Origin of the sequence: Lentzea aerocolonigenes, assembly GCF_000974445.1 — a bacterium.
In the GTDB taxonomy this organism is placed as follows: domain Bacteria; phylum Actinomycetota; class Actinomycetes; order Mycobacteriales; family Pseudonocardiaceae; genus Lentzea; species Lentzea aerocolonigenes.
The window spans coordinates 356,516-381,425 of sequence record NZ_BBOJ01000008.1; the positions used below are offsets into that span (position 1 = coordinate 356,516).

Here is a 24,910-nt window from a genome sequence, read left to right on the forward strand (position 1 = left end):
CCTCTGTTCGTCTTACCGACGCGACCTCGCGAGCGGGCCGCAAACCGTTTTCTGGCACTCAACCGCAGGTCGTAAGCTGTGCGGCGTGACTGATGACCTGCGCGACCAGGTGCACGCGGCAGCTCGCCGCGCCCGCGTCGCCGCCGACGAACTCGTCCTCGCCACCCGCGAGCGCAAGGACGCCGCGCTCCAGGAGATGGCCGCCGCGCTCCGCCAGCGCGCGCCAGAGATCATCGAGGCCAACCAGAAGGACCTCGAAGCGGGCAGGGCAGCGGGTCTCCCGGAGAACATCCTCGACCGTCTCACCCTCACCGAAGCCCGGATCGAAGGCGTCGCCAAGGGCCTCGAAACCGTTGCGGGACAGAACGACCCGGTCGGCGAGGTCATCCAGGGCGGCATCCTCCCGAACGGCCTGGAGCTCAAGCAGGTCCGCGTCCCGATGGGCGTCGTCGGCATGGTCTACGAGGGCCGTCCGAACGTCACGGTCGACGCCGCCGGGCTCGCGCTGAAGTCGGGCAACGCCGCGTTGCTGCGCGGTTCCTCGACCGCCGAGCACTCCAACACCACGCTCGTCGCCGTCCTGCGCGACGCACTCGAAAGCGTGAACCTGCCGGCCGACTGCGTGCAGCTGCTGCCGTGCCACGACCGCGCGTCCGTCACGCACCTCATCACCGCGCGCGGTCTGGTCGACCTGGTGATTCCGCGTGGTGGCGCCGGTCTGATCAACGCCGTCGTCGAGCAGGCGACGGTTCCCACGATCGAGACCGGTGTCGGTAACTGCCACGTCTACGTGGACTCGCACGCCGACCTCGACATGGCCGAGGCCATCGTCCTCAACGCCAAGACGCGGCGCACGAGCGTGTGCAACGCCGCGGAGTCGCTCCTGGTGCACAAGGACGTCGCGGCGGAGTTCGTTCCGCGCATCACCAAGGCGTTGCAGCAGGAGAGCGTGACCATTCATGGCGACGAGCAGTTCGCTCAGCAGCCGAACGTCCAGAAGGCGACCGACGACGACTGGGGCACCGAGTACCTGAGCCTCGACATCGCGGCGAAGGTGGTCGACTCTCTCGACGACGCGGTGAAGCACATCGCGACGTACGGCTCCGGTCACAGCGAAGCGATCGTGACGAACGACGTCGCAGCAGCACGCAGGTTCACGGCCCGTGTGGATGCGGCGGCCGTGTTCGTCAACGCCTCCACGGCGTTCACCGACGGCGCGGAGTTCGGCATGGGCGCGGAGATCGGGATCTCCACGCAGAAGCTGCACGCGCGCGGCCCGATGGGCCTGACCGAGCTGACGTCCTCTAAATGGGTCGTGTGGGGCGAAGGCCACACCCGCCCGAAGGCGTAGCTCTACCTTCGGAGACATGGCTCCCACGTATCCGTTCTCCGAACCCGATGGCCTGACCCTCGATCCGACCTACGAACGTTTACGGCGTGAAGAACCTGTCTCGCGCGTGACGTACCCGTTTGGCGGCGAGGGTTGGCTCGTCACGTCCTACGAAGAGACGGAGTTCGTTCTCGGCGACCCGAGGTTCAGCCGAGCGCGAACGGTCAACCAGGACGTGCCGAGGATGCAGCCCCTCATCGCACCGGGCGAGTCCATCCTCACGCACGACGGCGCGGACCACGCGCGCATGCGCCGGTTGGTGTCCAAGGCGTTCACGGTGCGCCGGATCGAGGAGCTGCGGCCGCGCGCGCAGCAGATCACCGACGAGCTGCTCGACCGCCTGGACAACCCCGGCGACCTGGTCGAGGGCTTCACGATGCCGTTCCCGATGACGATCATCTGCGAGCTGCTCGGAGTGCCGTTCGAGGACCGCGCCGAGTTCCGCACGTGGTCGAACCAGGTGCTGTCCACAATCGGCGGCCACACGCCCGAAGAGGCGATGCACGGCATGATGAGCCTCTACGGCTACTTCACCGACCTCGTCGCTAAACGCCGTGCACAGCCCACGAACGACCTGATGGGCGCGCTCGTCGCGGCTCGTGACAACGACGACCGGCTCACTGAGGACGAACTGGTCCGTTTCGGCATCGCGTTGCTGGTGGCGGGTCACGAGACGACGGCGAACATGCTCGCGAACAGCGTCATCACGTTGTTCGAGCACCCGGACGCCATGAAGCGCCTGCGTGAGAACCCGGAGACGCTGCCCAACGCGATCGAGGAGCTGCTGCGGTTCATCCCGCTCGGCAGCGGCGCCGGCTTCACCCGCATCGCCACCGAGGACGTCCAGGTCGGCAACGCGCTGGTGAAGGAAGGCGACGCCGTGCTGGTGGTCCTGTCGTCGGCGAACCACGACAAGTCGGTGTATCCCAACGCCGACGAACTGGACGTGGAGCGCGAGGTGGGCCAGCACCTCCAGTTCGGGCACGGCATCCACTTCTGCCTCGGTTCGCAGCTCGCACGGATGGAGCTGCAGGTCGCGCTCGGTGCGATCCTGCGCAGGATGCCGGGTCTGCGGCTCGCGGAACCCGTCGAGTTCCGCAAGGGTTCGCTGGTCAGGGGGCCTGTGCGGCTCGTAGTGGCCTGGTGAGAAAAATCTTGGCCGGGTCGCGTCATGGGGGACGGGAGCGTGCGTTCCTCCATCACGCGGCTCTGCTTCGGGGTGGGCCGCGACCCGAACGGCCCGTCCTCCCCCGGGGCCGTGCGGTGTGATCAGCACGACCGGCGCCGGGCCACGGGAGCGGCCCGGCGCCGGTCTACGCTGTTTTGATGCGCATCGGCGTCATGGGTGGCACGTTCGACCCCATCCACCACGGTCACCTCGTGGCCGCCAGCGAGGTGCAGGCCAGGTTCGACCTGGACCGCGTGATCTTCGTGCCGACGGGAAAGCCCTGGCAGAAGGCGTCGCGAGAGGTCTCCGCCGCCGAGGACCGCTACCTGATGACGGTGATCGCCACCGCGTCCAACCCCCGCTTCTCCGTCAGCCGGGTCGACATCGACCGCGAAGGCCCCACGTACACCGTGGACACCCTCACGGACCTGAAGAAGCAGTACCCCGACGCGGAGCTGTTCTTCATCACCGGAGCCGACGCGCTGGAGCAGATCCTGTCGTGGAAGCGCGCCGCCGACGCGTTCGAGCTCGCCCACTTCATCGGGGTCACCCGTCCGGGCTACACGCTCGACGACCACCACCTGCCGCCAGGGGCCGTCTCGCTCGTCGAGGTCCCGGCCATGGCCATCTCGTCCACCGGGTGCCGCGCACGCACTGCTTCCGGTCAGCCGGTTTGGTATTTGGTCCCAGACGGTGTGGTCCAGTACATCGCCAAAACTGGCTTGTACTCCGAGTCGTGACCACGTTCGAGTGGATTTCGCGTGCATCCGTGGTCTCGGGGAGCAACAATCATCGCGTTGTTGCTGGTTCGTGGAAGGCAAGACTTTGGCTACAGGCACCGTGAAGTGGTTCAACGCCGAGAAGGGGTTCGGCTTCATCGCCCCCGACGACGGCTCGGCTGACGTCTTCGTGCACTACTCGGAGATTCAGTCCAAGGGGTTCCGCTCGCTCGAGGAGAACCAGAAGGTCGAGTTCGAGGTCGGACAGGGCCAGAAGGGGCCGCAGGCCCAGCAGGTCCGCCCGCTCTAAGCTTCGGCGGCACGTGAAGGCCACCTCAGGGCGCTGAGGTGGCCTTCGTCATGCTTGGGCGCGAAGTACCCGTTGGCGCTCGCCGGTACCCTCAGTAACTCGTGTGGGCGTATCGACGCTCGCCGGAAGTCAGAGGAGTGACGTGGCAGCCACCGACGAGGCACGACGGCTGGCGCTGGTCGCGGCGAACGCAGCGGCCGACAAGAAGGCGCACGACGTGACGGTGCTCGACGTCTCCGACCAGCTCGTGATCACGGACGTGTTCGTGATCGCGTCCGCTCCGAACGAGCGGCAGGTCGGCGCGATCGTCGACAACATCGAGGAGAAGCTGCGGGAGGCCGGCACGAAGCCGGTGCGCCGCGAAGGGGCCCGCGAGGGCCGGTGGGTGCTGCTGGACTTCGTCGACGTCGTGGTGCACGTGCAGCACGTCGAGGAGCGCAGCTTCTACGGCCTGGAGCGGCTGTGGAAGGACTGCCCGCGCATCGAGTTCGAAGCGGACGTCCCCGCCGACTCCACGGCTGAATGAGGTAGCAGATGGCCCTGAGCCGGCTCGTGCTGTGGCGGCACGGTGAGACCGACTACAACGCGACAGGTCGCCTGCAGGGTCATCTGGACTCGGCGCTCACCGAGACCGGCTTGAACCAGGCCAGGTTCGCCGTGCCGGTGCTCGCCGGGTTCGAACCGGAGATCGTCGTGGCGTCCGACCTGCAACGCGCGCGCAACACCGCCGGGGTGTTCACGTCGTCGACGGAGATCCCGCTGCGGATCGACGAACGGCTGCGCGAGACGCATCTGGGCAAGTGGCAGGGGCTGAACGTCGCTGAGGTGGAGCAGGAGTGGCCAGGTCAGGTCACCGTCTGGCGCACCGATCCCACCTTCACACCGCCGGACGGCGAGTCGCGCGTCGAGGTGGCCGAGCGCGCCATCCAGGTCGTGCAGGAAGTGGACGCGGAGTTCTCCGGAACCGTCATGTTGTGCGCGCACGGTGGCCTGATCAGCGCGTTGACCGGGCGCCTGCTGGACCTGCCGGTGCAGACCTGGTCGCAGCTCGGCGGCATCTCGAACTGCCACTGGACCGTGTTCACCCGCCGCAACGACCGGTGGCGGCTGACGTCGTACAACGCGGGCACCACGCGTTGAGACTGCTCGTCCTCGGGGACTCGCTGTCGTTCTTCGGGCCGTCCGGGCCGTTACCGGCTGATCACCCTCGGCTGTGGCACAACATCTGCGCCGCGGAACTGGGTGGTTCGGCGGAGCTGGCGGCCGGGTTCGGGTGGACGGCACGCGATGCCTGGTGGGCGTTGACCGGGGATCCGCGGATCTGGTCGTTGCTGCCTCGTACGGACGTGCTGGTGTTCGCGGTGGGCAGCATGGACACGTTGCCCTCGCCGTTGCCCACGTATCTGCGCGAGGGGCTGCGTTATGTGCGGCCGGACTGGCTGCGGCGGTGGGTCCGTGAGCGCTACAAGGCGGCTCAACCGCTGTTGGCGCCCTACGCGCGCGCGTCGCTGCCTCCTGCACTGACCGCGCGCTATCTGCGGGACATGCTCCAGTCGGTGCGCAACCTCCAGTACACGATGCCGGCGATCGGGATCGTGCCGTCGGTGCACCGCGCGGAAACGTACGCGTCCGCGCATCAGGGGCACACGGCTGCGGTTGCGGCCGTGCGCGAGTGGGCCGCACGTGCGGACGTGCCGCTGCTGGACCTGCCGGCCGTGATCGGGGAGCACGTGCGGTCCGGTGCCGGGAATCCGGACGGGATGCACTGGGGCTGGGAGGGGCACGAGCTCGTCGGCAAGGCGATGGCCGCGCTGATCTCGTCCGTGGCGTTGAGTCCCTCGGAGGAGTGAGCCCCGTAGGCTCGTCGCTCGTGCGCATCTCCATCGTCACCGACTCCACGGCATACCTGCCCGAGGGGTTCGCGAAGCGCCATTCGATCACCGTGGTGCCGCTGCACGTCGCGGTGGACGGCGCGGGACGTCTCGACGGCGTGGACTTCGGCCCGTTCGAGCTGGCCGCCGCACTGGCCGAGCACCGCCGAGTGACCACGTCGCGTCCCACACCCGGCGAGATGGCTGACGTGTACCGGGACGTGCTGTCGTCGTCCGACGCGGTCGTGTCGATTCATCTCTCTCGTGAGCTGTCGGGCACGTGGGAGGCCGCACGGCTGGCTGCCGAGGAGATCGACCCGTCTCGCATCCGTGTGGTCGACTCGCGCTCGACGGGCATGGGGCTCGGGTTCTCGGTGTTGCGCGCCTGTGCTGCTGTCACCGCTGGGCGGACCCACGCCGAGGTCGAGGAGGCCGCGTCGTCCGCTGCCCGGGAGAGCCGGATGTTCTTCTGCCTCGAGACGCTGGAGCACCTGCGCCGGGGCGGCCGGATCGGCACGGCGGCCGCGCTGGTGGGGACCGCGCTGGCCGTGAAGCCGTTGCTGCACATGGACGACGGCCGGATCGTGCCGTTGGAGAAGGTGCGCACGATGAGCCGCGCCGTGGGCCGTCTGGTCGACCTGGCGGCGGCCGCGGCGGGTGACGGGCCGGTGGGCCTGGCCGTGCACCACCTGGCCGCTCCCGAACGCGCCGCGGAGCTGGCGACGCGCCTGGACGAGCGCCTGCCCGGCTCCACGGGATGCGTGATCTCGGAGGTCGGCGCGGTGATCGGCGCTCACACGGGCCCGGGGGTGCTGGGCGTGGTGGTGCTGCCGGGAGGACCCGACAGCCTCCCACAGACCCCCGACAATTCCCCGTCCCCGAGCCGTGAGTGATCGCGACCTGTCCACAACCCGCGAGTAATCCACAGCCACGCAACTCACCCCACCTCCCCACCCCTCCCGCTCCGTAACGTCCCCCGCATGTTCCCCCGCCCCCATCCGGACGACCGCCCGAGCGAACGCCTGGCCGCCCTGGCCGACAAGGTGAGAGCCGACCCGACCCTGGTCTTCGCGCGCTCGGAGGACTCCGACGAGCACGGCCCACCCCGCCGCCGTCTCCGCCTACCGCGCCTGCCGCGCCGAGGCCTCCTCGCTCTCGGCATAGCGGTGGCGTGCACCGTGATCGGCCTGGGCAGCTGGTGGCAGAGCCCCGCCGCGGAGCAGGCGCCCGCCCTGGCCCTGGTGAGCACCACAGCCCAAGCTCCCGAGCTGGTCGTGAACGTGATAGGCGAGGTAGCCACCCCTGGCCTCGTGACGGTGACATCAGGCGCCCGAGTGGCCGACGCCGTCCGCCTGGCAGGCGGCCCGAAACCGGGCACGGACCTCCACGACCTGAACCTCGCCCGCAAACTCACCGACGGCGAACAGATCGCGGTGGGCATCCCACCTCAGGCACCAGCAGGCGCCGTCCCGTCAAAGCTGAACCTGAACTCCGCCACCGCGACAGAACTGGACGCCCTCCCCGGCGTGGGCCCGGTGACGGCCCAACGCATCGTGGACCGCCGCACCCGCAAAGGCCCGTTCGCCTCGGTAGACGACCTCCGCGACGTGGAAGGCATAGGCGACTCGAAGCTGGCCAAGCTTGCGGACCTGGTCCACACATGACCCTCGCCACCACCGCCCTGGCCCTCTCCGCCCGCACCAAAGCCCACCTCCACCACCTGACCGTGACCACGGCCGTGGCCCTCTACGCCCGCACGAGAGCCCAGTTCCACCACCTGACCCACCCCGCAACCCTCCACGCCGACCACAACCACCCCCATCAGGCCGTCAGCCTCGACTTCCGCCTCCACCGCCCCGCCACCCCGAGACGCCGCCGCCTCAACCCCCTGAAAACCGCAGTCCGCCGCCTCCTGGCCGCCTACCAACTGCCCCCGCTCCCTCCGCCTCACCCACTCCCTCTGGCGCCGGAGCGTCCGCAGTGCCGCTTGTGCGCCGCAACCTCCTAGCCCTGCGCGTCGGGCGCTCGCCAAGTCATCCGTCCGCTGACCGCTCACGTGGGCCAGCCCTGCTCCCACCCAGACAACCCCTAGTTGCCCTCATCAGGAGCCACTCGTGTCCGTCCACCTCCCCAACAAGCCCCGCCACGCCTCCACCGGCCACTACGCGACCGCTCAGCCCAAAGCCACCCGCCACGACAGCCGGACCCCGAGCCCTGCTCAACCTCGCGACGACGGCCGGACCCCGAGTCCTCCTCGAGCTCGCGACGACGGCCGAGTCCCGAGTCCTCGTCGAGCTCGCGACGACGGCCGAGTCCCGAGCCCTCCTCAACCCCGCCACCACAGCCAGACCCCGATCCCTCCCCAACCCCGCCACCACAGCCAAGCCCCAAGCCCTCCCCAACCCCGGCAAGGCAGCCCAACCCCTGATCCCAGCTCCACCCAGGGGAGGCCCGGATGGTCCGCAAACACCAGGTAGCCCACGACTACCGCTTGGTCCCAGCCGCAGCATCCGTCTGGACCACCGCCGCGGCCGGCCTCTTCATCGGCTGGCAAGCGGCAGTCCTGACCGGACTGACAGCCGGAACGATCGGCTTCGCGGCCTTGCGAAGAGCGTGGTGGACCAGAACCTGTGCGATAGCCCTCCTGATCTCCGGACCGGTCGCAGCGGCCTGGGTCGGCGGCCACGTCCTCAGGGCCGAAACCCACCCGCTTCGTCTGGCCGCCAACGAAGGCCGCAGCACCACCCTGACCGTCGAGCTCAGCACCAGACCGCGCGGCATCCGGGCCGAGGGCTTCGGCGGCCACCAGGCCGGTGTCGACCACGTGGTCATCACCGCGACCGCGAACGGCGCCCAGCTCGTGCTGCTCGCACCAGCGGCGAAGTGGCGGGATCTGTTGCCAGGCCAGGAAGTCACGGTCAAAGGCACGCTCGCGCCACCTCGGGGCGGTGACCTCGCCTCGGCGATGTTGAGGGTTCGCGGCCCGCCGATCGACCCTCAGCCGCCTCCGGTCTGGCAGAGCTGGGCGGACGAGCTCCGAGACGGCCTGCGACGAGCCAGTGGCGTTCTCGGCGACGAGGAGGCCGGGTTGCTGCCGGCGCTCGTGGTGGGTGACACCGAGCAGATGGTGCCGCGCATCGTGGACGAGTTCCGGACCGCGGGCCTGGCTCACCTGCTCGCGGTGAGCGGCGCGAATCTTGCCATCGTGTGCGGGGTGGTCTACCTGCTGCTGCGACGTCTCGGGCCGCGGAAGGCGGCCGTTGCGGCGATGGTGACGCTCGTCGGGTTCGTGGTCCTGGCCGGGCCCGAGCCCAGCGTCCTCAGGGCCGCGGTCATGGGTGCCGTCGCCTTGCTGGCGTTGGTGCTGGGGCGGGAGCGGTCCACGTTGCCGAGCCTCGCGGCCGCCGTGCTGGTGCTGGTGTTCGTTGATCCGGCACTGGGTGGTGATCCGGGGTTCGCGTTGTCGGTGGTCGCGACGGCGGCGTTGGTGCTCGTCGCGCCGAAGTGGGCGCGGGCGCTCAAGCAACACGGTGTGCCGAACGGACTGGCCGAGGCGATCGTGGTGCCGACGGCCGCGAGTCTTGCCACGGCTCCCGTGGTGGCCGGGCTGTCCGGTCAGGTGAGCCTCGTGTCGGTGGTGGCCAACCTGGTCGCCGGGCCGGTGGTCGCGCCGGCGACGGTGCTGGGTGTGGTGGCGGCGGTGACAGCGCCGCTCTGGCCCGCAGCTGCGGAGCTGGTGACCCACGTCGCCGGGCCCGCGGTGACGTGGCTGATCCAGGTCGGGCGGCAGGCGGCGGCCGTGCCCGGTGCGTCGGTCACCTGGCCCGAGGGATGGGTCGGGGCGATCGCGCTGGTCGCTGTCGTGGCGGCAACAGTGTTGTTGCTGCGGCTGAAGAAGACGCGGACGTTGGTCGTCGCGGTGCTCGTCGGCGGGTTCGTGGTGCTGGTGCCGTTGAAGGTAGTGGCTCCGGTCTGGCCGCCGGACGGGTGGAAGGTCGTCAGCTGCGATGTCGGGCAGGGCGACGCGCTCGTTCTCGCCACTGACGACGCGGACCGAGCGGTCGTCGTGGACACCGGGCCCGATCCCGGCGCGGTCGACCGGTGCCTGAAGACGTTGGGGATCAAGAGGATTCCGCTCGTGGTGCTGACGCATCTGCACGCGGATCACGTCGGCGGTCTCGCCGCGGTGCTCACCGGGCGTGCGGTGGGTGTGGTGGCGGTGGGTCCGCTCAAGGAGCCCGCGTGGGCGTGGAGGGAGGTCAGCGAGCAGGCCCGCGCACACGGCGTGCGAGTGGTGGAACCGAAGGCGGGCGAACGGTTCGCCTTGCCAGGACTGGAGTTGGAGGTGCTCGGACCTCGGCGGCCGCCGGTCGCCCAGGACACCAACACGATGGTGAACGACTACTCGCTGGTGCTCAAGGCGCACACCAGAGCGGGTCGTGTGCTGCTCACCGGTGACGTCGAGCTGGCCGGCCAGGCGGCGTTGCTGGGGGAGCGGGACCTCGTGGCCGAGGTGCTCAAGGTGCCGCACCACGGCTCGCGGTACTCGCTGCCCGCGTTCCTCAAGGCCGTGCGGCCGCGAGTGGCGCTGGTGAGCGTCGGCACGGGCAACAGGTACGGCCATCCGAGCCCGCACGTGCTCGACGTGTTGCGGGCGGGAGGCGCCCTGGTGCTGCGCACGGACAAGGACGGCGACCTGGCGGTGTTGCCAGGAAACCGAATCGTACGAAGGAGAAGAGATGAACGACGTCTGGGTCAGGCTGTTCAACGGGCGTCACCCGATCCCCGGTGGCACGCCGGGGCTCGCGTGGGCGCTGTGGCAGATGAACTACTCCGCAACGCCGTGGCCGCACGAAGAGCTGAAACCCGATTTCGGTTTCTACATCTGCGAAACACTCGAAGACGGCACGCGCGCGCTCACGTACAAGGCGATCACCACACACGTGCTGCCGCCCACGAAGGCCGCGAAACCGGAGGAGGCTTACGACCTCATGTCGGAGTTCGTGTTCGACGACGACCTGAGGATCACGCCGCAGGACTGGCACGACTACCACTACAACGCGCTCAAGGCGGAATGCCCCTGGCCGCAACGGATCGTGGCGTGGCGCGCGGAGGTGAGGCCGGTCGGACCGCACGTGATGGAGAGCCTGCAACGGTTTCCGCGCACCGGCTGGCTCAGGACCGACGCGATTTCCTTCTGACACAACGCGGTCCGGGGACGTGTGAGCGTCCCCGGACCGGAAGGAGGTGACTAGCCCAGCGCCTTGATGACGGCCTCGGCCGACGGTGGGACCGTCGCGCGCGGGCCGATCGTGTCGCCGAGCGCGTCGAGGGTCTTGAGGCCGTCGCCGGTGATGAGCAGCACGGTCTCGCCGTCCGGGTCGAGCTGGCCCGCCTCGATCAGCTTCTTCGCCGTTGCCACGGTCACGCCGCCGGCGGTCTCGGCGAAGATGCCCTCGGTGCGGGCGAGGAGCTTGATGCCCTCGACGACCTCTTCGTCGGTCACGTCCTCGATGGCACCGTTGGTGCGGCGTACCGCGTCGAGGACGTAGGGGCCGTCGGCCGGGGCGCCGATCGCCAGCGAGCGGGCGATGGTGTCCGGGCGGACCGGGCGGATGACGTCGTGGCCTTCCTTGTACGCGGCGGAGACCGGGCTGCAGCCGGTGGCCTGGGCGCCGAACACGCGGTACGGGGTGGCCTCGACCAGGTCGAGCTGGCCGAGCTCGCGGAACGCCTTGTCGACCTTGGTGAGCTGCGAGCCGGACGCGATCGGCACCACGATCTGGTCGGGCAGGCGCCAGCCCAGCTGTTCGGCGACCTCGTAGCCGAGGGTCTTCGAGCCCTCCGCGTAGTACGGGCGGACGTTGACGTTCACGAACGCCCAGTCCTCGTGCTCCGCGGCGAGTTCCTGGGCCAGGCGGTTCACGTCGTCGTAGTTGCCGTCGACGGCGATCAGGGCGCCTTCGTAGACCGCGCTCATCAGGATCTTGGCGCGCTCGAGAGAGGAGGGAACCAGCACGACCGACTGCCAGCCCGCGCGGGCGGCGGCCGCGGCGACGGCGTTCGCCAGGTTGCCGGTGGACGGGCAGGCCAGGACCTTGAAGCCGAGCTCACGGGCCGCGGCGAGGGCCACGCCGACCACGCGGTCCTTGAACGAGTGGGTGGGGTTGCCGGTGTCGTCCTTCACCCAGACCTTGCGGACGCCCAGGGCCTTGGCGAGGTTGTCGGCCTCGACCAGGCGGGTGCCGCCGGGGTCGGTGTTCGGGTGCTGTTCCACAGTGGACGGAACGGGGAGAAGGCCGCGGTAGCGCCAGATCGACTTGGGGCCGGCCTCGATGTCCTCGCGCCGGATCCTGCCGAAGTCGTAGGCCACTTCCAGCGGCCCGAAACACTCCAGACAGGCGTACTCAGCAGCGAGAGGAGTCTCATTTCCGCATTCACGGCACAGCAGTGCACGGGCGGGGCCGAGGTCGAAGGTCGTGCTCGTGGGCACAGTGACAGCAGTCATCGCGAGGTATCTCCTCATCTTTCCCGCGAAATCGAACGGGTCGGAATTGGCACCGTGATCGTCCGCGCGCAGTGATGCACTGCGGCGCTGACGCCGGTTGCCGGGGCTTCTTCGGGCCGGTCCCTCTGCCCCTCTGGATGAGCGGTGTTCAGTTGTGGCCACCAAGCTACGGCAACAGTCCGCGGCTCAGCCACCGACGTCCACGATCCGGGACGTGGGAGGATGCGGAGCGTGAGCGCACCGGAGTCACTGCACCTCGTCGTCGGCGAGGAGGAGTTGCTGGTCGAACGTGCTGTTCGGGCGGCGCTCGAGGCCGCACGCGAGGTCGATCCGAACGCCGATCTGACCCGTGTGCAGGTGACTGACCTCACTCCTCCCGAGCTGGCCGAGCTGGTGAGCCCGTCGCTGTTCGCGGAGGGTCGCGTGATCGTCCTGCAGAGCGCGCAGGAGATCAGCAAGGAGATCGCCGACACGGTGCTCTCCTACGTCAAGGCGCCCGCGGACGGGGTCACGCTCGTCGTCGTGCACACGGGCGGTGGTCGCAGCAAGGCGGCCAAGGACCTGCCCGGACAGCTGAAGAAGGCCGGTGCCGCGGTCACCGAGTGCGCCAAGATCACCAAGCCCGGTGAGCGGGAGGCGTTCGTGCGCAACGAGGTGCGGCGGGCGGGCGGCAAGATCGACCCGGAGGGCGTCGCCACGCTCATCGACGCCGTGGGCACGAACCTGCGCGAGCTCGCGGCCGCGGCGTCACAGCTCGTGTCGGACACCGACGGCAAGGTGACGGTCGACGAGATCCGCCGCTACCACCAGGGCAAGGCCGAGGTGACCGGGTTCGCGGTCGCGGAGAAGGCCGTGACCGGTGACCGTGCGGGTGCCATGGAGGCGTTGCGCTGGGCCATGCAGCTCGGCGTGCCGCACGTGCTGGTCGCGGACGCGCTCGCCGACGCGGTGCGCACGGTCGCGCGGGTGTCCGCGGTGGGCCGTGCCGACCCGTTCAGCCTGGCGGGCCCGCTCGGCATGCCGCCGTGGAAGATCAAGAAGGCGCAGGCTCAGGCGCGCGGCTGGGACCAGTCCGGTCTCGCCGACGCGATGCAGGTGGTCGCGGGGCTCAACGCCGACGTGAAGGGTGTGGCCGCCGACGCGGACTACGCGCTGGAGCGTGCTGTGCTCAGGATCGTGGCGGCGCACGGCCGTCGTTAAGCGGTGTCGATCACGAACCGCTGATCGCACTCGCCCACGAGTGCCTCGGCGCTCTCACCTGTGCCCGCGATGCCGACGCAGCCTCGGCCTTCGACGCGCAGGGTGTACTCGGCCTCCGCGTGTTCGAGGGTGAACGGCGTGGCTTTGGTGCAGTCGTCCCACGGCTCCAGCAGGCCGTCCTCCAGCACCTTCAGGCATCCCTTGCCGAACTGCGGGTGGTGCCACACGATGCGGTACGCGCCGGAACCGAGTGGTTCGAGCGTGGTCGTCTGCGGTGCCACGGCGGAACACGGTCGTTGCACGGCCACGAGCGGGCCGTAGCGGCCGTCGCGCACGTGTCCGTCGGTCAGACACAGGTCCGGCGCGGCGACCGGCCTGATCCGCACCGGCGAGGTCGGGACCGAGGTGCCGGCGGGCGGGTCCTGGCCACCGGACACCGCGAACCAGGTGCCCGCCGCGGCGAGGACCACGAGCGCGGCCGCCGCCGGCCACCACACCGAACGACGTCGCTGGAGCGCCACCGCCGCAGCGGGTTCGGCGATCGAGGCGCGGGCCTGTTGCCACGAGTCGACCTGGTCACCTTCACCGCACGCGTGCACGAACGCGTCCAGCACGTCCGGTACCGGTAGCCGCTTTCCCGCGAGCACGTCGGCCAGGGTGCTGCGCGCCAGCACCTTTCCCTGCTCGGCGGCGCGTTTCTCCAACTGGCGATAGGTGAGGCCGGACCGTTGTTTCAGGTCACGCAAGGCCGCGATGAACTCCCCCTGGCTGTTCACGTCTCCCGATCTTGCCGTCCGGAGGTGTCCCTGACCAGGCCGGACAAGGTCGGACTGACCGGACGGCCGCATCCACTTGTACGACCGCCGCTGATCTCGGAAAGCTCTGTCTCGCCCCGGCCGGGTGCCTCACACGAACCGAAATCCAACACAAACGAGGGGTGGCTGACGTGCGTGAAATTCGCGCTGCGTTGACCGGTTTGGCACTGGTGGGCTTGTCGTTGTCCGGCGCCGCGACGGCGAACGCGGACGGCATGTCCGCGATGGGCGGCTGCGGCGAGGTCAAGAACCCGAAGACGTCCGGTGCCAAGGCGCACTGGGAGCTGAGCTGCCGCGACGGCAAGATCCGCGTGAGCGGCTGGGTCGAGGACACCGACGCGGACGGCCAGTGCGCCAAGGTGAAGGCGGTGTTCGCGAGCGGCAACACGGAGTTCAGCAGGGCGGCGTGCCCGAAGGGCAAGCGCATCCCGTTCGACTGGGCGCATCCCGGCTCGATCGCGAGCGTCTACCTCTTCGAGTACGACGCGTGATGGCCGGCCTGGTCAGGCTCTGCGCCGCCGTGCTGGCGGCCATGTTCATCGCCACCGGTATCGCGCAGGCGGTGCCTCCCGAACCGGTGTTGCAGGTGCAGGCGGGCGCGCCGTGCTTCGTGTCCGGCTACAGCCTGCACGCCCAAGAGCAGATGGCGGCGCGACGCATCACGTCCGACCACGTCGAGAACGTCGTGCACGACACCTGCAGCCGCGCCAAGAAACAGAGCAACGGCACGTGGAAGTACACGGATCGCAAGATCACCGTCGTTGCCAACAACAACGGCTACGTTGTGACGGTATGGCGCAACTAGTCAGCTGGGACCGCTCGGTGAACGCCGCCTACATCGGGTTCCGCGAGATCGGGCCCGGCGAGGCCGCGAAGCAGCTCACGGTCACCGAGGAGGGCGGCAGCATCGCCGCCGTGCTCGACTTCGGGGCCGACGGGGAGCTGCTCGGCATCGAACTGCTGGACGCCGAGCGCCAGCTGCCGAGGGAACTGCGCGACTGACGACGAAGGGGCCTCACTCCACGCGGGGTGAGGCCCCTTCCGCCGTCTCACCGCCGCGGAATCCCGATCAGGTACTGGGCGCCCGTGAAGCCTGGTTCGACGCCGATCGTCCAGCTGAACGACTCGGTGCGATCCAGACCGTCGGTCATTCGCCGCAGCTCACCGCGTCCGTACATGCGCAGGAACGACACGACGCTGTCGAAGAACATCATGAACGGCAGCACCGGCACGACGTAGGTGAGCAGCAGCCGCAGCAGGTAGCGCGGCAGGGGATTGCGCTGGAACGGCGCCGACACCAGCACGGTCAGCGTGAGCAGGAACGGGAAGAGCAACACGTAGAGGAACGACCGTTTGGTGTCCACGACGACGATCGGCTGCCTGGCGTCGACGGCGTTCTGCAGCATCCGTTGAGCGAGCGACGGCGGGAAGTGGTGGAACGCGCCGTAGATCGTGCGCGTGCCCTCGATCCGGCAGGCCGTGGCATCGACCGAAGAAGACACGTGGTCCACGGAGCAACACGAGTCAGGCAGCCGACGACGGTTCTCCGCCTCCACACGCTCGAACGCGCGCACGTTCGGCACCAGGTCCGTCAGCGTCACGTGTGTGTGGATGCCCTCGTCATGCAGTCGCTGCTGGATCAACGGCACAGGCCCGCCCGATCCTGAGCAAAGGTCGACGATCCGGCTGTCCGCGCCCGTGCGCAGAGCCAGCGCCAACGGCCGCGAGTACTCCCGCGCGGCATCCGTCAGCCGGTAGATGAACGCGATGGACTCGGTGTGCAGGGTCCGCAGCACGGCCGGGGTGCGGTCGAGGTCGTGGAGCTCGATGAAGTCGATGCGCGGAAGCGATTCCATGGATCTACGCCTACCGTGCAGGCACACCGGCTGGGAACAGCGAAAAGGGCCCGCTCACCGGAGCGGGCCCTTCTCAGCAAAGCTCTACAGCGGAATCAGCCCTCGAGCTGGTTCGCGCGCAGCGCCATCGCCGACTTCTTGTTGGCGGCCTGGTTGGCGTGGATAACGCCCTTGGTGGCGGCCTTGTCGAGCTTGCGGGACGCGTCCTGCAGCAGCTCCAGGGCCTTCGCCTTGTCACCGGCCTCGGCAGCCTCGCGGAACTTGCGGATGGCCGTCTTCAGGGACGACTTGACCGACTTGTTGCGCAGGCGCGCCTTCTCGTTGGTCTTGATCCGCTTGAGCTGGGACTTGATGTTCGCCATGCGACATCACCCTTCTTGTCGAAACCGGAGTTCGTGACGCGCTTCGTCGGCACCAGCCTGAGCTGGCTCTCCTCCACGGCGGAGTGCCGCGCGTTCACGACGACGAAGGATATCAGGCCTGCTCAGCGCACCGTGAACGCGGCCTTCTCCGCGCCCACCACGGCCTCGTAGCCGCCCCGCGCGACCTCACGCCGCCCGTCGCCGTCCACGTCGCCGACCGTCAGCGCCAGCTGCGAGAGCTTGAACGACACCTCGACCTGTTTCGACTGTCCCGCAGCGAGTTCCACGCGACTCCAGCCCACCAGCCGGGTGTCCGGCGTCAGCACCGGTGAGGCCGGCTGCCGCACGTAGACGGGCACCACCACGGTGCCAGCGCGCGCGCCGGTGTTCGCCACCGTGAACTTCACCACGCCCGTGGAGCGGTCAACGGACACGGAGGTGCCCGACGTCGCGAACGAGGTGTACGACAGGCCGTGCCCGAACGGGTACAACGGGTCGTACTTGGCAGAAGCCGACGTGTTCGCGCCCGGCAGCTGGTCGTAGGTCAGCGTCGGGTCACCCAGAGCCTTGGGCCACGACACCGACAGCTTGCCGCTCGGGTTCACCGCGCCGAACAGCACGTCCGCGATCGCCCGGCCACCCTCGCTGCCCGGCAACCAGCCCGCGACCAGCGCGTTCGCGTCCGCCGCGCCGCCGAGCACCTGCGGACGCGCGGTCAGCAGCACCACGACCACCGGCTTGCCGGTCGCCTGCACCGCGTCCACCCACGCCTGCTGCTCGGCGGTCAGCGCCGGGTTCTCCGTGTCTGCAGGTCCCTCCGCACCGGGCTTCTCACCCAGGACGACGACGACCGCGTCCGCACCGGCTGCCTCGGTAACAGCAGCCGCAGGCGTCGCAGCGTGCACAACGGACGCACCGGGAACGGCCTCGCGGACGCCGGTCAGCACGGTCGCGGTCGGCGGCAACGGCGAGTTGTCCGGCACGCCCTGCCACTCCACGGTCCAGCCACCGAGCTGGCGGCGCACGTCGTCCGCGGTCTCCCCGGTCACGACGATCTTCTTGGCGGCGTTCGACAACGGCAGCACGCCGTCGTTCTTCAGCAGCACCGTGCCCTCGGCGGCCGCCTGCCGCGCCAGGTCCCGGTCCACGCCGACAACAGCCGAATCCGCTTTGGACGGGTCGACGTACGGCTTTTCGAACAGCCCCAGGTCGAACTTGAGCTTCAGCACCCGCCGCACGGCCTGGTCGATCCGCCCGCGCGACACGGACCCGTCGCGCACGTTCGCCAGCAGCAGCGACGTGAACTCCGCCGCGTTCGACGGCTCCATCGCCATGTCCACCCCGGCGTTGACGCTCATCGCGATCGCCGTCTTGTAGTCGGGCGCGACCTTGTGCCGGTCCACCAGGTACTTCATGTCCTGCCAGTCCGACACCGCGACGCCCTTGAAGCCCATGCGCTGCCGCAGCTGCGTCTGCAACATGTACTTCGACGCGTGCACCGGCACCCCGTTGAGCGAACCGGAGTTGATCATCACCGTGCGCACGCCCGCGTCGAACTGCGCCTGGAACGACGGCAGCACCACGTCCTGCAGCTGCCGGATCGGAATCTGCGCCGCCGCGCGGTCGTGCCCGTTCGCCGGCGCCGAGTAGCCGGCGAAGTGCTTCGCCGTCGCCGTGAGCTGCGCGGTGTCGTCCACCTTGGACTGCTGCCCGCGCACGTTCGCCGCCGCGAGCTGTCCCGCGAGGAACGAGTCCTCGCTGTACGTCTCGTAGTAACGGCCCCAACGGGTGTCACGCGCGATGTCCGACACAGGGGCGAAATTCCAGAAGACACCCGTTGCGCGCAACGCCTTCGATGCGGACACACCGATCTTCTCCTGCAGACCGGGGTCCCACGTCGCGCCGAGCCCGATCTGGTGCGGGAACATCGTCGCGGAGATGACGTTGTTGTGCCCGTGCACGCCGTCCGCGCCGTAGATGATCGGGATCTTCAACCTGTTGTGCTCCAACGCATAACGCTGGATCGCGTTGTTCATCTCGGCCCACGCCCTGGGCGTGTTCTCGACCGGTGCGTCACCACCGCCGGACAGGATCGAACCGACGTACGCGTCGGAGAGCACCGCCTTCAGGCAGGACTCGACCAACGGACCGTTGGCGTTGTTGCAGTCACCGCGCAGCTTCCCGACGCGGATCTGCGCCATCTGCCCGATCTTCTCCTCGAGCGTCATTCTCCGCAGCAGGTCCTCGACCCGTCGCTCCGTCGACGCCCGAGCGTCCAGATAGATCTCCTTGCCCGCCGCCAGACCACCAGCCGGTGTCAGTGACGCGATCAGCACAGCAACGCCCAGCACGCCGAGACCGGCGCGCCTGCGGGAAAACAAAGCCAAGGCTCCTCCACGCTCCCGTGCGCCCGCCGCACACGATCGCGTGGAGACCTCGGGTGGAACACCCGCCGAACGGGGGAACTCCGTGAGAGCGGTTTCATGCTGGTGAAACGCCTGTTCAGCCTCCTGCGCCGAAACGGGGGAAGATGCCAGTCATGACATTGCCCGCACTCCCGGAAGAGTTCCAGCGCGTGCTCTGCGTCGTCGCGCACCCCGACGACATGGAGTACGGCCTGTCCTCCGCCGTCGCCCGTTGGACCGCCAACGGCATCGAGGTCGGCTACCTCCTGCTCACCCGAGGCGAGGCCGGCATGCCGAACCCTCCGGAGGAGACGGCCCGCCTGCGCCTGGCCGAGCAGCAGGCCGCCTGCGCCGCGGTCGGCGTCGAGCACCTGACCGTTCTCGACCACCCGGACGGCGTCCTCGTCTACGGACTCGACCTGCGCCGGGACATCTGCCGCGAGATCCGCCGGTTCAAGCCCGACGTCGTGCTCGGCAGCAGCTTCGAGGTCGAGACGCCGTACGGGTTCGACCAGGCGGACCACCGCGCGGCCGGACTCGCGACCCTCGACGCGATCAGGGACGCGGGCAACCGCTGGGTCTTCCCCGACCAGACCGAGGAACCGCACTCGCCGCGCTGGTACCTCCAGCCGGCGTTCGCCAACCCGACCCACGGCGTCGACGTGACGGGTGAACCGCTGCGGCGCGGCGTGGCCTCCCTCGAAGCGCACGCCGCGTACCTGGCCGCACTTCCCGGCCACCCCGCCCCCGCGGACTTCATCCCGAAGTTCGCCGCGATGGGCGGCCAGGCCATGGGCGTCGAGCACGCCGTGCTGTTCCGCGCCCACGACCTTCAAGCACCGCCGGAGTTCTAGGAATCCGGATTCTTCGGCGGCCTGCCGCGGCGAGGCATGTTCTTCGCGTCGCCGGGCAGCCGGCCCGCGTCCGACAGTGCGCGCCGCAGCAGGAACTCGATCTGCGCGTTGGTGCTGCGCAGCTCGTCGTTCGCCCACCTGCTCAACGCGTCGTGCACGGCCGGATCGAGCCTGAGCAGAACGCTTTTGCGATCCGCCATCAGGTGTACAGCGACCCGGTGTTCACCACGGGCTGAGTGGAGCGGTCACCGCACAGGACCACGAGCAGGTTCGAGACCATCGCCGCCTTGCGCTCCTCGTCGAGCTCCACGACGTCCTGCTCGGCGAGCCGCTGCAACGCGAGCTCGACCATGCCGACGGCGCCTTCCACGATCCGGGTCCGTGCCGCCACGACCGCGCCCGCCTGCTGCCGCTGCAACATGGCCTGGGCGATCTCCGGCGCGTACGCGAGGTGCGTGAGCCGCGACTCGATCACCTTCACGCCCGCGGACTGCACGCGTGCCGCGATCTCGATGGCGAGCGTCTCGGTGATCTCGTCCGCGTTCTCCCGCAGCGACAGACCGGTCGCCTCGTGGTTGTCGTACGGGTAGCTGGTGGCGATGTGCCGTACGGCGGTCTCCGTCTGGATGCCGACGAACCGCACGAAGTCGTCCACCTCGAACCGTGCGCGCGCAGTGTCTTCCACCTGCCAGACGACAACGGCGGCGATTTCGATCGGGTTGCCGTCCGCGTCGTTGACCTTGAGCGTCGCCGTCTCGTGGTTGCGGATCCGGGTCGAGATCTTTTGCCGTGTGGTGAACGGGTTCGCCCACCGCAGACCGTCCGTGCGGACCGTGCCGACGTAACGGCCGAGGAACTGCAACACGCGCGCCTCGCCGGGCGCGACGGTGAAGAGCCCTCTCATGATCAGTGTCGCGGCCAGGAACAACAGCACCGCGGCGATGAGGAGCCCCGCCGGCGGGTTGCCGCCGGTCTCGTCCGCCTTCACGACCCCCAGCACGAACACCCACACGCTCACGGCGAACACCACCAGTCCAGCGAAGAACATCGGCAGACCGGGCAGCTCCCGTGCGTGCTTCTCACGCACGACAGGCGCCGGCATGTGCACTGTCGCGTCGATCGTCGCGCTCATCCTGACCCCCTATCGAAGTAGTAGCTAAGTGATATCACTTTTCCGAGGTGATCGCCAGTTAGGCTGATCCGCATGAGGGTGAAGAAGCAGCGCGTGGCCGCGTACGGGGTCTGCATCAACGACGACGACGAGATCCTGCTGGCGCGCTGGCTCGGCCCGAACGGCAAGCGCTGGATCCTGCCCGGCGGCGGCATCGACCACGGCGAGCACCCGCACGACGCGGTCATCCGGGAGTTCGAGGAGGAGACCGGGTTCGAGGTCGAGGTGCTGCGGCTGATCGGCATCGACTCGGAGCTCCGCGAGGAGGCCGACCGCGACTACCACGCGTTGAGGATCATGTACGAGGTCCGGATCGTAGGTGGTGAACTGCGGTACGAGGTGGACGGCACAACCGACCTCGCGCAGTGGTTTCCCGTCGCAGACATCGGACAACTCGACAGGGTGCCCTCGGTCGATACGGCCCTCGGTTTGCACCGAACTGCCCCACCTGCCGGAATCTTGCGCTAGTTTGGCCCTACCGCCGCCAACTTCCCATCACTGGAGTTGGCGAATGATCCGATCACTGGCCGCTGTCGGCGCGGCCGCCCTGCTGTCGTCCTTCGTCCACGTCCCCGCCTTCGCGGCGGTCGTCACCGTGTCGAGCGCGTCCTCCCTGCAGGCCGCGATCGACTCCGCCCGGCCCGGCCAGCGCCTCGTGCTCGCCGGCGGTGTGCAAGACAGGTCCGTCAAGATCACCAGGTCCGGCATCACGATCGCCGCGCAGACCGTCGGCGGCACCGTGTTCACCAGCGGCGGGTTCGAGCTCGGCGCCGTCAGGAACGTGACCGTCGAGGGCTTCGTCTTCGACGGCACGAGCAAGCTGGACGTGCCCGCCGAGGCGCAGGCGACCCGCATCACCCGCAACACCTACAACGGCAACAAGAGCGGTGCCTCGCTCAGCGTCAGCGCCGACGACGTGCAGGTCGACCACAACACGTTCTCGAACCGCACGAACGAGGGCGTGTACCTGCAGGTCACCGGTCCCGGCAGCGACATCGCGAAACGGACCTGGATCCACCACAACTACTTCTACAACCACCAGTTCAGCGGCGCGAACGGCGGCGAGTCGATCCGGCTCGGCTACAGCCACAAGCAGTCGAAGTCCGCGAACGCGATCATCGAGCACAACCTGTTCGAGAAGGCGGACGGCGACGCCGAGGCGATCTCAGTGAAGTCGTCGGACAACACCGTCCGCTACAACACGATCCGCAACAGCAAGGGCTACATCGTCTTGCGCCACGGCAACCGCACGACTGTCGAGGGCAACCTGCTGTTCAACAGCGGTATCCGGTTCCACGGCAACGACCACAAGATCTACAACAACTACGTGGAGAGCACCCGCGACCGCGCGATCGTGTTCGGCTCCGGCAGCGAGGCCGACAGCAGGCCGACCTCCAAGGAACACGACAGGCCCGACCGCGTGACCGTCGCCTTCAACACGCTGATCGGCACCGGCACGGTGGTGGACAGCGACGGCGGCAACTTCAAGGCGAAGGACTGCGTGCTCGCGAACAACGTCATCAAGGGCTCGTCGGGCGGCGTCGTCTCCATGCACAGCGGCTCGGTCGTGAAGTACGAGGGCAACGTCATCTGGGGCGGCAACGGCGGAAGCATGCCTTCGTCCGGTTACCGCTCCATCGACCCGAAGCTCGCGAAGGACGCCAACGGGCTGTTCCGTCTCACGGCCGGTAGCCCTGCCATCGACGTGTCAGTGGGCACCTACTCCTACGTGACGCGTGACTTCGACCCGCAGGCACGTTCCGGCAAGCCGGACGTCGGAGCGGACGAGTACAGCACCTCGGCGATCCGCAAGGCCCTGACCAAGGCCGACGTGGGGCCGTCAGCGCCGTAGCTTGCCCCTGAGGGCAGACATCGGATTCATCCCTGCTGGACGGGGCAAGCGGCCCTGGCCGAACTGCCCCGTCCGCAGGAGCTCCGCACTACGTTCGGTCCACCGTCGCCGCTGGGCCACCACAGGAGTTGGCAAATGATCCGATCACTGGCCGCAGTGGGTGCGGCCGCCCTGCTGTCGTCCCTCGTCCAGGCGCCCGCGCACGCCGCGGTCGTCAGCGTGCCGGACGTGACCGCCCTGCAGGCCGCGATCAACTCGGCGAGAGCAGGTCAGCGCATCGTGCTCGCCAACGGCGTGCACCGCGCCGACAAACCGATCAAGATCACCAAGTCGAAGATCACCATCGCGGCCGAGCAGGCCGGCGGCGCCGTGTTCAACGCCGGTGGCTTCGAGTTCGGCGCGGTGCGCGGCGTGACGATCGAGGGCTTCGTCTTCAACGGCACGAGCACCCTGTCCGTGCCGGCGGAGGCGGAGGGGACCCGCATCACCCGCACGACGTTCGACGGCGACAAGAGCGGCGCTTCGCTCACCGTGGGCGCCGACGACGTGCAGGTCGACCACAACACGTTCTCGAACCGCACGAACGAGGGCGTGTACCTGCAGGTCACTGGACCGGACGGTGCGATCGCGCAGCGCACCTGGGTCCACCACAACTACTTCTACAACCACAGCTACACCGGCTTGAACGGCGGCGAGTCGATCCGGCTCGGCTACAGCTACAAGCAGCAGCTGTCGGCGTACGCGGTCATCGAGCACAACCTCTTCGACAAGGCCAACGGCGACTCGGAGGCCATCTCGGTCAAGGCGTCGGACAACTCGGTCCGCTTCAACACGATCCGCAACAGCAAGGGCTACATCGTCCTGCGCCACGGTCACCGCAACACCGTCGAGGGCAACCTGCTGTTCGGCAGTGGCATCCGGTTCCACGGGAACGACCACAAGGTGTTCAACAACTACGTGGAGAACAGCGGCGACCGCGCGATCGTCTTCGGCAAGGGGTCCGAGACCGACAGCGGGCCGACCTCGAAGCTGCACGACCGCCCGGACCGCGTGACCGTGGCGTTCAACACCCTGGTCGGAACGGGCGCCGTGGTCGACAACGACACCGACACCTACGCGCCCAAGGACTGCGTGTTCGCGAACAACGTCATCAAGGGTTCGTCGTCGAAGTTCATCGAGATGATGAGCGGCGCGACGGTGAAGTACGAGGGCAACATCATCTGGGGAGGAAGCGCCGGCATCTCGTCGGGCTACCGCTCGGTCGACCCGAAGCTGGTGCGTGACGCGAACGGACTGCTGCGCCTGTCGTCGGGCAGTCCTGCGATCGAGACCTCCGCGGGCACGTACTCGTACGTGACGCGTGACTTCGACCCGCAGTCCCGCGTCGGCAAGCCCGATGTGGGGGCGGACGAGTACAGCTCTTCGTCCGTCAGGAAGCCGCTGACGCCCGCGGATGTCGGGGTCTCCGCACCCTGACTCGGGCATTTGTCCTGGTGGCCGCACGTTTCGCGGCTACCGGGACCCCCGATTTGGAGATCGAAACAGGCCCGTGTAATGTTCTCCATGTCAGAGCGAAGCGGGCCGGAAATCAAAACCGGAACGGGCCTGGCAAAAGCCGAAGACAAAGGGCCTCCAAGAGGCCGATTTGACACCGGCGAGGAACACCAAATAAGCTTCAGCAACACAAGCCCCGAGAGAAAAACTCCGGAAACGGAGTTCGGATCCGGTGAGCGCGTGTTCTTTGAGAACTCAACAGCGTGCCGAAACACAGCCAGTAATATGAATACTCCTCGTCAGGAGTATTCCTTTGAGTAGATAGACCAGATTGCCAGACACATTCCGTCTGGAGCGATCACAACGATCCTTATTGGAGAGTTTGATCCTGGCTCAGGACGAACGCTGGCGGCGTGCTTAACACATGCAAGTCGAGCGGTAAGGCCCTTCGGGGTACACGAGCGGCGAACGGGTGAGTAACACGTGGGTAACCTGCCCTGTACTCTGGGATAAGCCTTGGAAACGAGGTCTAATACCGGATACGACTCTTGAAGGCATCTTTGAGGGTGGAAAGTTCCGGCGGTATGGGATGGACCCGCGGCCTATCAGCTTGTTGGTGGGGTAATGGCCTACCAAGGCGACGACGGGTAGCCGGCCTGAGAGGGTGACCGGCCACACTGGGACTGAGACACGGCCCAGACTCCTACGGGAGGCAGCAGTGGGGAATATTGCACAATGGGCGAAAGCCTGATGCAGCGACGCCGCGTGAGGGATGACGGCCTTCGGGTTGTAAACCTCTTTCAGCAGGGACGAAGCGCAAGTGACGGTACCTGCAGAAGAAGCACCGGCTAACTACGTGCCAGCAGCCGCGGTAATACGTAGGGTGCGAGCGTTGTCCGGAATTATTGGGCGTAAAGAGCTCGTAGGCGGTTTGT

The 24,910-nt window shown here is 68.3% G+C and carries 25 protein-coding genes, 1 rRNA gene and 1 riboswitch; of the genes, 19 read left to right on the forward strand and 7 right to left on the reverse strand.

Features of this window, described 5'->3' with window-relative positions; translation table 11 throughout:
• Positions 1-85: 85 nt before the first annotated feature.
• From AOM45_RS18135 to AOM45_RS18185, 10 genes are all read left to right on the forward strand, one after another.
• Positions 86-1,351, forward strand: coding sequence for a glutamate-5-semialdehyde dehydrogenase (locus AOM45_RS18135; RefSeq protein ID WP_236703729.1), 1,266 nt, complete (start codon positions 86-88; stop codon positions 1,349-1,351).
• A gap of 106 nt (positions 1,352-1,457) precedes the next feature.
• Positions 1,458-2,537, forward strand: coding sequence for a cytochrome P450 (locus AOM45_RS18140; protein ID WP_236703730.1), 1,080 nt, complete (start codon positions 1,458-1,460; stop codon positions 2,535-2,537).
• 179 nt (positions 2,538-2,716) lie between these two features.
• Positions 2,717-3,298 (forward strand): nicotinate-nucleotide adenylyltransferase, encoded by a 582-nt coding sequence (gene nadD / locus AOM45_RS18145; protein ID WP_035910439.1) that lies wholly within the window; start codon positions 2,717-2,719, stop codon positions 3,296-3,298.
• An 85-nt stretch (positions 3,299-3,383) separates the two neighbouring features.
• The gene (cspE, locus tag AOM45_RS18150) at positions 3,384-3,587 is read left to right on the forward strand and encodes a transcription antiterminator/RNA stability regulator CspE (RefSeq protein ID WP_030468099.1); all 204 of its coding nucleotides are present in this window, start codon (positions 3,384-3,386) and stop codon (positions 3,585-3,587) included.
• A 142-nt stretch (positions 3,588-3,729) separates the two neighbouring features.
• Positions 3,730-4,113 (forward strand): ribosome silencing factor, encoded by a 384-nt coding sequence (gene rsfS / locus AOM45_RS18155; protein ID WP_030468098.1) that lies wholly within the window; start codon positions 3,730-3,732, stop codon positions 4,111-4,113.
• An 8-nt stretch (positions 4,114-4,121) separates the two neighbouring features.
• A complete protein-coding gene (locus AOM45_RS18160) occupies positions 4,122-4,727 on the forward strand; it encodes a histidine phosphatase family protein (RefSeq protein ID WP_030468097.1) in 606 nt (201 codons plus the stop codon).
• Positions 4,724-5,437, forward strand: a complete 714-nt coding sequence (gene octT, locus AOM45_RS18165; protein WP_030468096.1) for a diglucosylglycerate octanoyltransferase — start codon at positions 4,724-4,726, stop codon at positions 5,435-5,437. Before AOM45_RS18160 ends, octT begins: the two co-directional genes overlap by 4 nt.
• A gap of 20 nt (positions 5,438-5,457) precedes the next feature.
• Entirely contained in the window at positions 5,458-6,351 is an 894-nt protein-coding gene (locus AOM45_RS18170) for a DegV family protein (RefSeq protein WP_051783541.1), read from the forward strand.
• Between the two features lie 87 nt (positions 6,352-6,438).
• Positions 6,439-7,122 (forward strand): ComEA family DNA-binding protein, encoded by a 684-nt coding sequence (locus AOM45_RS18175; RefSeq protein WP_030468094.1) that lies wholly within the window; start codon positions 6,439-6,441, stop codon positions 7,120-7,122.
• 791 nt (positions 7,123-7,913) lie between these two features.
• Positions 7,914-10,709 (forward strand): DNA internalization-related competence protein ComEC/Rec2, encoded by a 2,796-nt coding sequence (locus AOM45_RS18185; protein WP_063757043.1) that lies wholly within the window; start codon positions 7,914-7,916, stop codon positions 10,707-10,709.
• Here AOM45_RS18185 and thrC read toward each other — a convergent pair whose 3' ends face one another.
• Positions 10,710-11,966, reverse strand: a complete 1,257-nt coding sequence (thrC, locus tag AOM45_RS18190) for a threonine synthase (RefSeq protein ID WP_030468091.1) — start codon at positions 11,964-11,966, stop codon at positions 10,710-10,712.
• A gap of 11 nt (positions 11,967-11,977) precedes the next feature.
• Positions 11,978-12,110: riboswitch (SAM riboswitch) on the reverse strand.
• Positions 12,111-12,188: 78 nt separating this feature from the next.
• On the opposite strand from thrC, the gene holA reads away from it, so the two are divergent.
• Positions 12,189-13,166: a DNA polymerase III subunit delta gene (gene holA / locus AOM45_RS18195; RefSeq protein WP_030468090.1), complete on the forward strand. Its 978-nt coding sequence runs from the start codon at positions 12,189-12,191 to the stop codon at positions 13,164-13,166.
• Here holA and AOM45_RS18200 read toward each other — a convergent pair.
• Positions 13,163-13,942, reverse strand: coding sequence for a helix-turn-helix domain-containing protein (locus AOM45_RS18200; RefSeq protein ID WP_030468089.1), 780 nt, complete (start codon positions 13,940-13,942; stop codon positions 13,163-13,165). The two genes, holA and AOM45_RS18200, sit on opposite strands and share 4 nt — an antisense overlap.
• 170 nt (positions 13,943-14,112) lie before the next feature.
• Here AOM45_RS18200 and AOM45_RS18205 point away from each other — a divergent pair, with 170 nt between their 5' ends.
• The 3 genes from AOM45_RS18205 to AOM45_RS18215 are packed head-to-tail and all read left to right on the forward strand — an operon-like array spanning position 14,113 to position 14,983.
• Entirely contained in the window at positions 14,113-14,472 is a 360-nt protein-coding gene (locus tag AOM45_RS18205; protein ID WP_156093860.1) for a hypothetical protein, read from the forward strand.
• Positions 14,469-14,786: a DUF4258 domain-containing protein gene (locus tag AOM45_RS18210; protein ID WP_156249731.1), complete on the forward strand. Its 318-nt coding sequence runs from the start codon at positions 14,469-14,471 to the stop codon at positions 14,784-14,786. The genes AOM45_RS18205 and AOM45_RS18210 overlap by 4 nt, the downstream gene beginning before the upstream one ends.
• The gene (locus AOM45_RS18215; protein WP_030468086.1) at positions 14,774-14,983 is read left to right on the forward strand and encodes a DUF2283 domain-containing protein; all 210 of its coding nucleotides are present in this window, start codon (positions 14,774-14,776) and stop codon (positions 14,981-14,983) included. Before AOM45_RS18210 ends, AOM45_RS18215 begins: the two co-directional genes overlap by 13 nt.
• 47 nt (positions 14,984-15,030) lie before the next feature.
• Here AOM45_RS18215 and AOM45_RS18220 read toward each other — a convergent pair whose 3' ends face one another.
• The 3 genes from AOM45_RS18220 to AOM45_RS18230 form a co-directional block, all read right to left on the reverse strand.
• Positions 15,031-15,837, reverse strand: coding sequence for a hypothetical protein (locus tag AOM45_RS18220; protein ID WP_051783537.1), 807 nt, complete (start codon positions 15,835-15,837; stop codon positions 15,031-15,033).
• A 95-nt stretch (positions 15,838-15,932) separates the two neighbouring features.
• Entirely contained in the window at positions 15,933-16,199 is a 267-nt protein-coding gene (gene rpsT / locus AOM45_RS18225; protein ID WP_030468084.1) for a 30S ribosomal protein S20, read from the reverse strand.
• A gap of 122 nt (positions 16,200-16,321) precedes the next feature.
• Positions 16,322-18,586, reverse strand: a complete 2,265-nt coding sequence (locus AOM45_RS18230) for a glycoside hydrolase family 3 N-terminal domain-containing protein (protein ID WP_156093859.1) — start codon at positions 18,584-18,586, stop codon at positions 16,322-16,324.
• 143 nt (positions 18,587-18,729) lie between these two features.
• Here AOM45_RS18230 and AOM45_RS18235 point away from each other — a divergent pair, with 143 nt between their 5' ends.
• Positions 18,730-19,458 (forward strand): PIG-L deacetylase family protein, encoded by a 729-nt coding sequence (locus tag AOM45_RS18235; RefSeq protein ID WP_035910437.1) that lies wholly within the window; start codon positions 18,730-18,732, stop codon positions 19,456-19,458.
• Here the strand turns inward: AOM45_RS18235 and AOM45_RS18240 are convergent.
• Both AOM45_RS18240 and AOM45_RS18245 read right to left on the reverse strand, forming a co-directional pair.
• Entirely contained in the window at positions 19,455-19,658 is a 204-nt protein-coding gene (locus AOM45_RS18240; RefSeq protein ID WP_030468081.1) for a type II toxin-antitoxin system antitoxin, read from the reverse strand. The two genes, AOM45_RS18235 and AOM45_RS18240, sit on opposite strands and share 4 nt — an antisense overlap.
• Complete coding sequence (locus tag AOM45_RS18245; RefSeq protein WP_030468080.1) at positions 19,658-20,590, reverse strand: SPFH domain-containing protein; 933 nt, start codon at positions 20,588-20,590, stop codon at positions 19,658-19,660. The genes AOM45_RS18240 and AOM45_RS18245 overlap by 1 nt, the downstream gene beginning before the upstream one ends.
• 72 nt (positions 20,591-20,662) lie before the next feature.
• Here AOM45_RS18245 and AOM45_RS18250 point away from each other — a divergent pair, with 72 nt between their 5' ends.
• The 4 genes from AOM45_RS18250 to AOM45_RS18265 form a co-directional block, all read left to right on the forward strand.
• On the forward strand, positions 20,663-21,097 hold the full coding sequence (locus AOM45_RS18250; RefSeq protein ID WP_030468079.1) for an NUDIX hydrolase: 435 nt from the start codon (positions 20,663-20,665) through the stop codon (positions 21,095-21,097).
• Positions 21,098-21,140: 43 nt separating this feature from the next.
• Positions 21,141-22,481: a polysaccharide lyase 6 family protein gene (locus tag AOM45_RS18255; protein ID WP_051783535.1), complete on the forward strand. Its 1,341-nt coding sequence runs from the start codon at positions 21,141-21,143 to the stop codon at positions 22,479-22,481.
• 135 nt (positions 22,482-22,616) lie between these two features.
• Positions 22,617-23,957: a polysaccharide lyase 6 family protein gene (locus tag AOM45_RS18260; RefSeq protein WP_030468077.1), complete on the forward strand. Its 1,341-nt coding sequence runs from the start codon at positions 22,617-22,619 to the stop codon at positions 23,955-23,957.
• A 388-nt stretch (positions 23,958-24,345) separates the two neighbouring features.
• Positions 24,346-24,910: ribosomal RNA gene (locus AOM45_RS18265) — 16S ribosomal RNA — on the forward strand; the annotation flags it as partial.

Excerpts from the sequence above, each read along its gene's own strand:
- nadD (WP_035910439.1), top strand. The coding sequence starts at position 2,717 with ATGCGCATCGGCGTCATGGGTGGCACGTTCGACCCCATCCACCACGGT.
- AOM45_RS18160 (WP_030468097.1), top strand. The coding sequence starts at position 4,122 with ATGGCCCTGAGCCGGCTCGTGCTGTGGCGGCACGGTGAGACCGACTAC.
- AOM45_RS18175 (WP_030468094.1), top strand. The coding sequence starts at position 6,439 with ATGTTCCCCCGCCCCCATCCGGACGACCGCCCGAGCGAACGCCTGGCC.
- AOM45_RS18185 (WP_063757043.1), top strand. The coding sequence starts at position 7,914 with ATGGTCCGCAAACACCAGGTAGCCCACGACTACCGCTTGGTCCCAGCC.
- thrC (WP_030468091.1), bottom strand. The coding sequence starts at position 11,966 with ATGACTGCTGTCACTGTGCCCACGAGCACGACCTTCGACCTCGGCCCC.
- holA (WP_030468090.1), top strand. The coding sequence starts at position 12,189 with ATGCGGAGCGTGAGCGCACCGGAGTCACTGCACCTCGTCGTCGGCGAG.
- AOM45_RS18215 (WP_030468086.1), top strand. The coding sequence starts at position 14,774 with ATGGCGCAACTAGTCAGCTGGGACCGCTCGGTGAACGCCGCCTACATC.
- AOM45_RS18220 (WP_051783537.1), bottom strand. The coding sequence starts at position 15,837 with ATGGAATCGCTTCCGCGCATCGACTTCATCGAGCTCCACGACCTCGAC.
- rpsT (WP_030468084.1), bottom strand. The coding sequence starts at position 16,199 with ATGGCGAACATCAAGTCCCAGCTCAAGCGGATCAAGACCAACGAGAAG.
- AOM45_RS18235 (WP_035910437.1), top strand. The coding sequence starts at position 18,730 with ATGCCAGTCATGACATTGCCCGCACTCCCGGAAGAGTTCCAGCGCGTG.
- AOM45_RS18240 (WP_030468081.1), bottom strand. The coding sequence starts at position 19,658 with ATGGCGGATCGCAAAAGCGTTCTGCTCAGGCTCGATCCGGCCGTGCAC.
- AOM45_RS18245 (WP_030468080.1), bottom strand. The coding sequence starts at position 20,590 with ATGAGCGCGACGATCGACGCGACAGTGCACATGCCGGCGCCTGTCGTG.
- AOM45_RS18250 (WP_030468079.1), top strand. The coding sequence starts at position 20,663 with ATGAGGGTGAAGAAGCAGCGCGTGGCCGCGTACGGGGTCTGCATCAAC.
- AOM45_RS18255 (WP_051783535.1), top strand. The coding sequence starts at position 21,141 with ATGATCCGATCACTGGCCGCTGTCGGCGCGGCCGCCCTGCTGTCGTCC.
- AOM45_RS18260 (WP_030468077.1), top strand. The coding sequence starts at position 22,617 with ATGATCCGATCACTGGCCGCAGTGGGTGCGGCCGCCCTGCTGTCGTCC.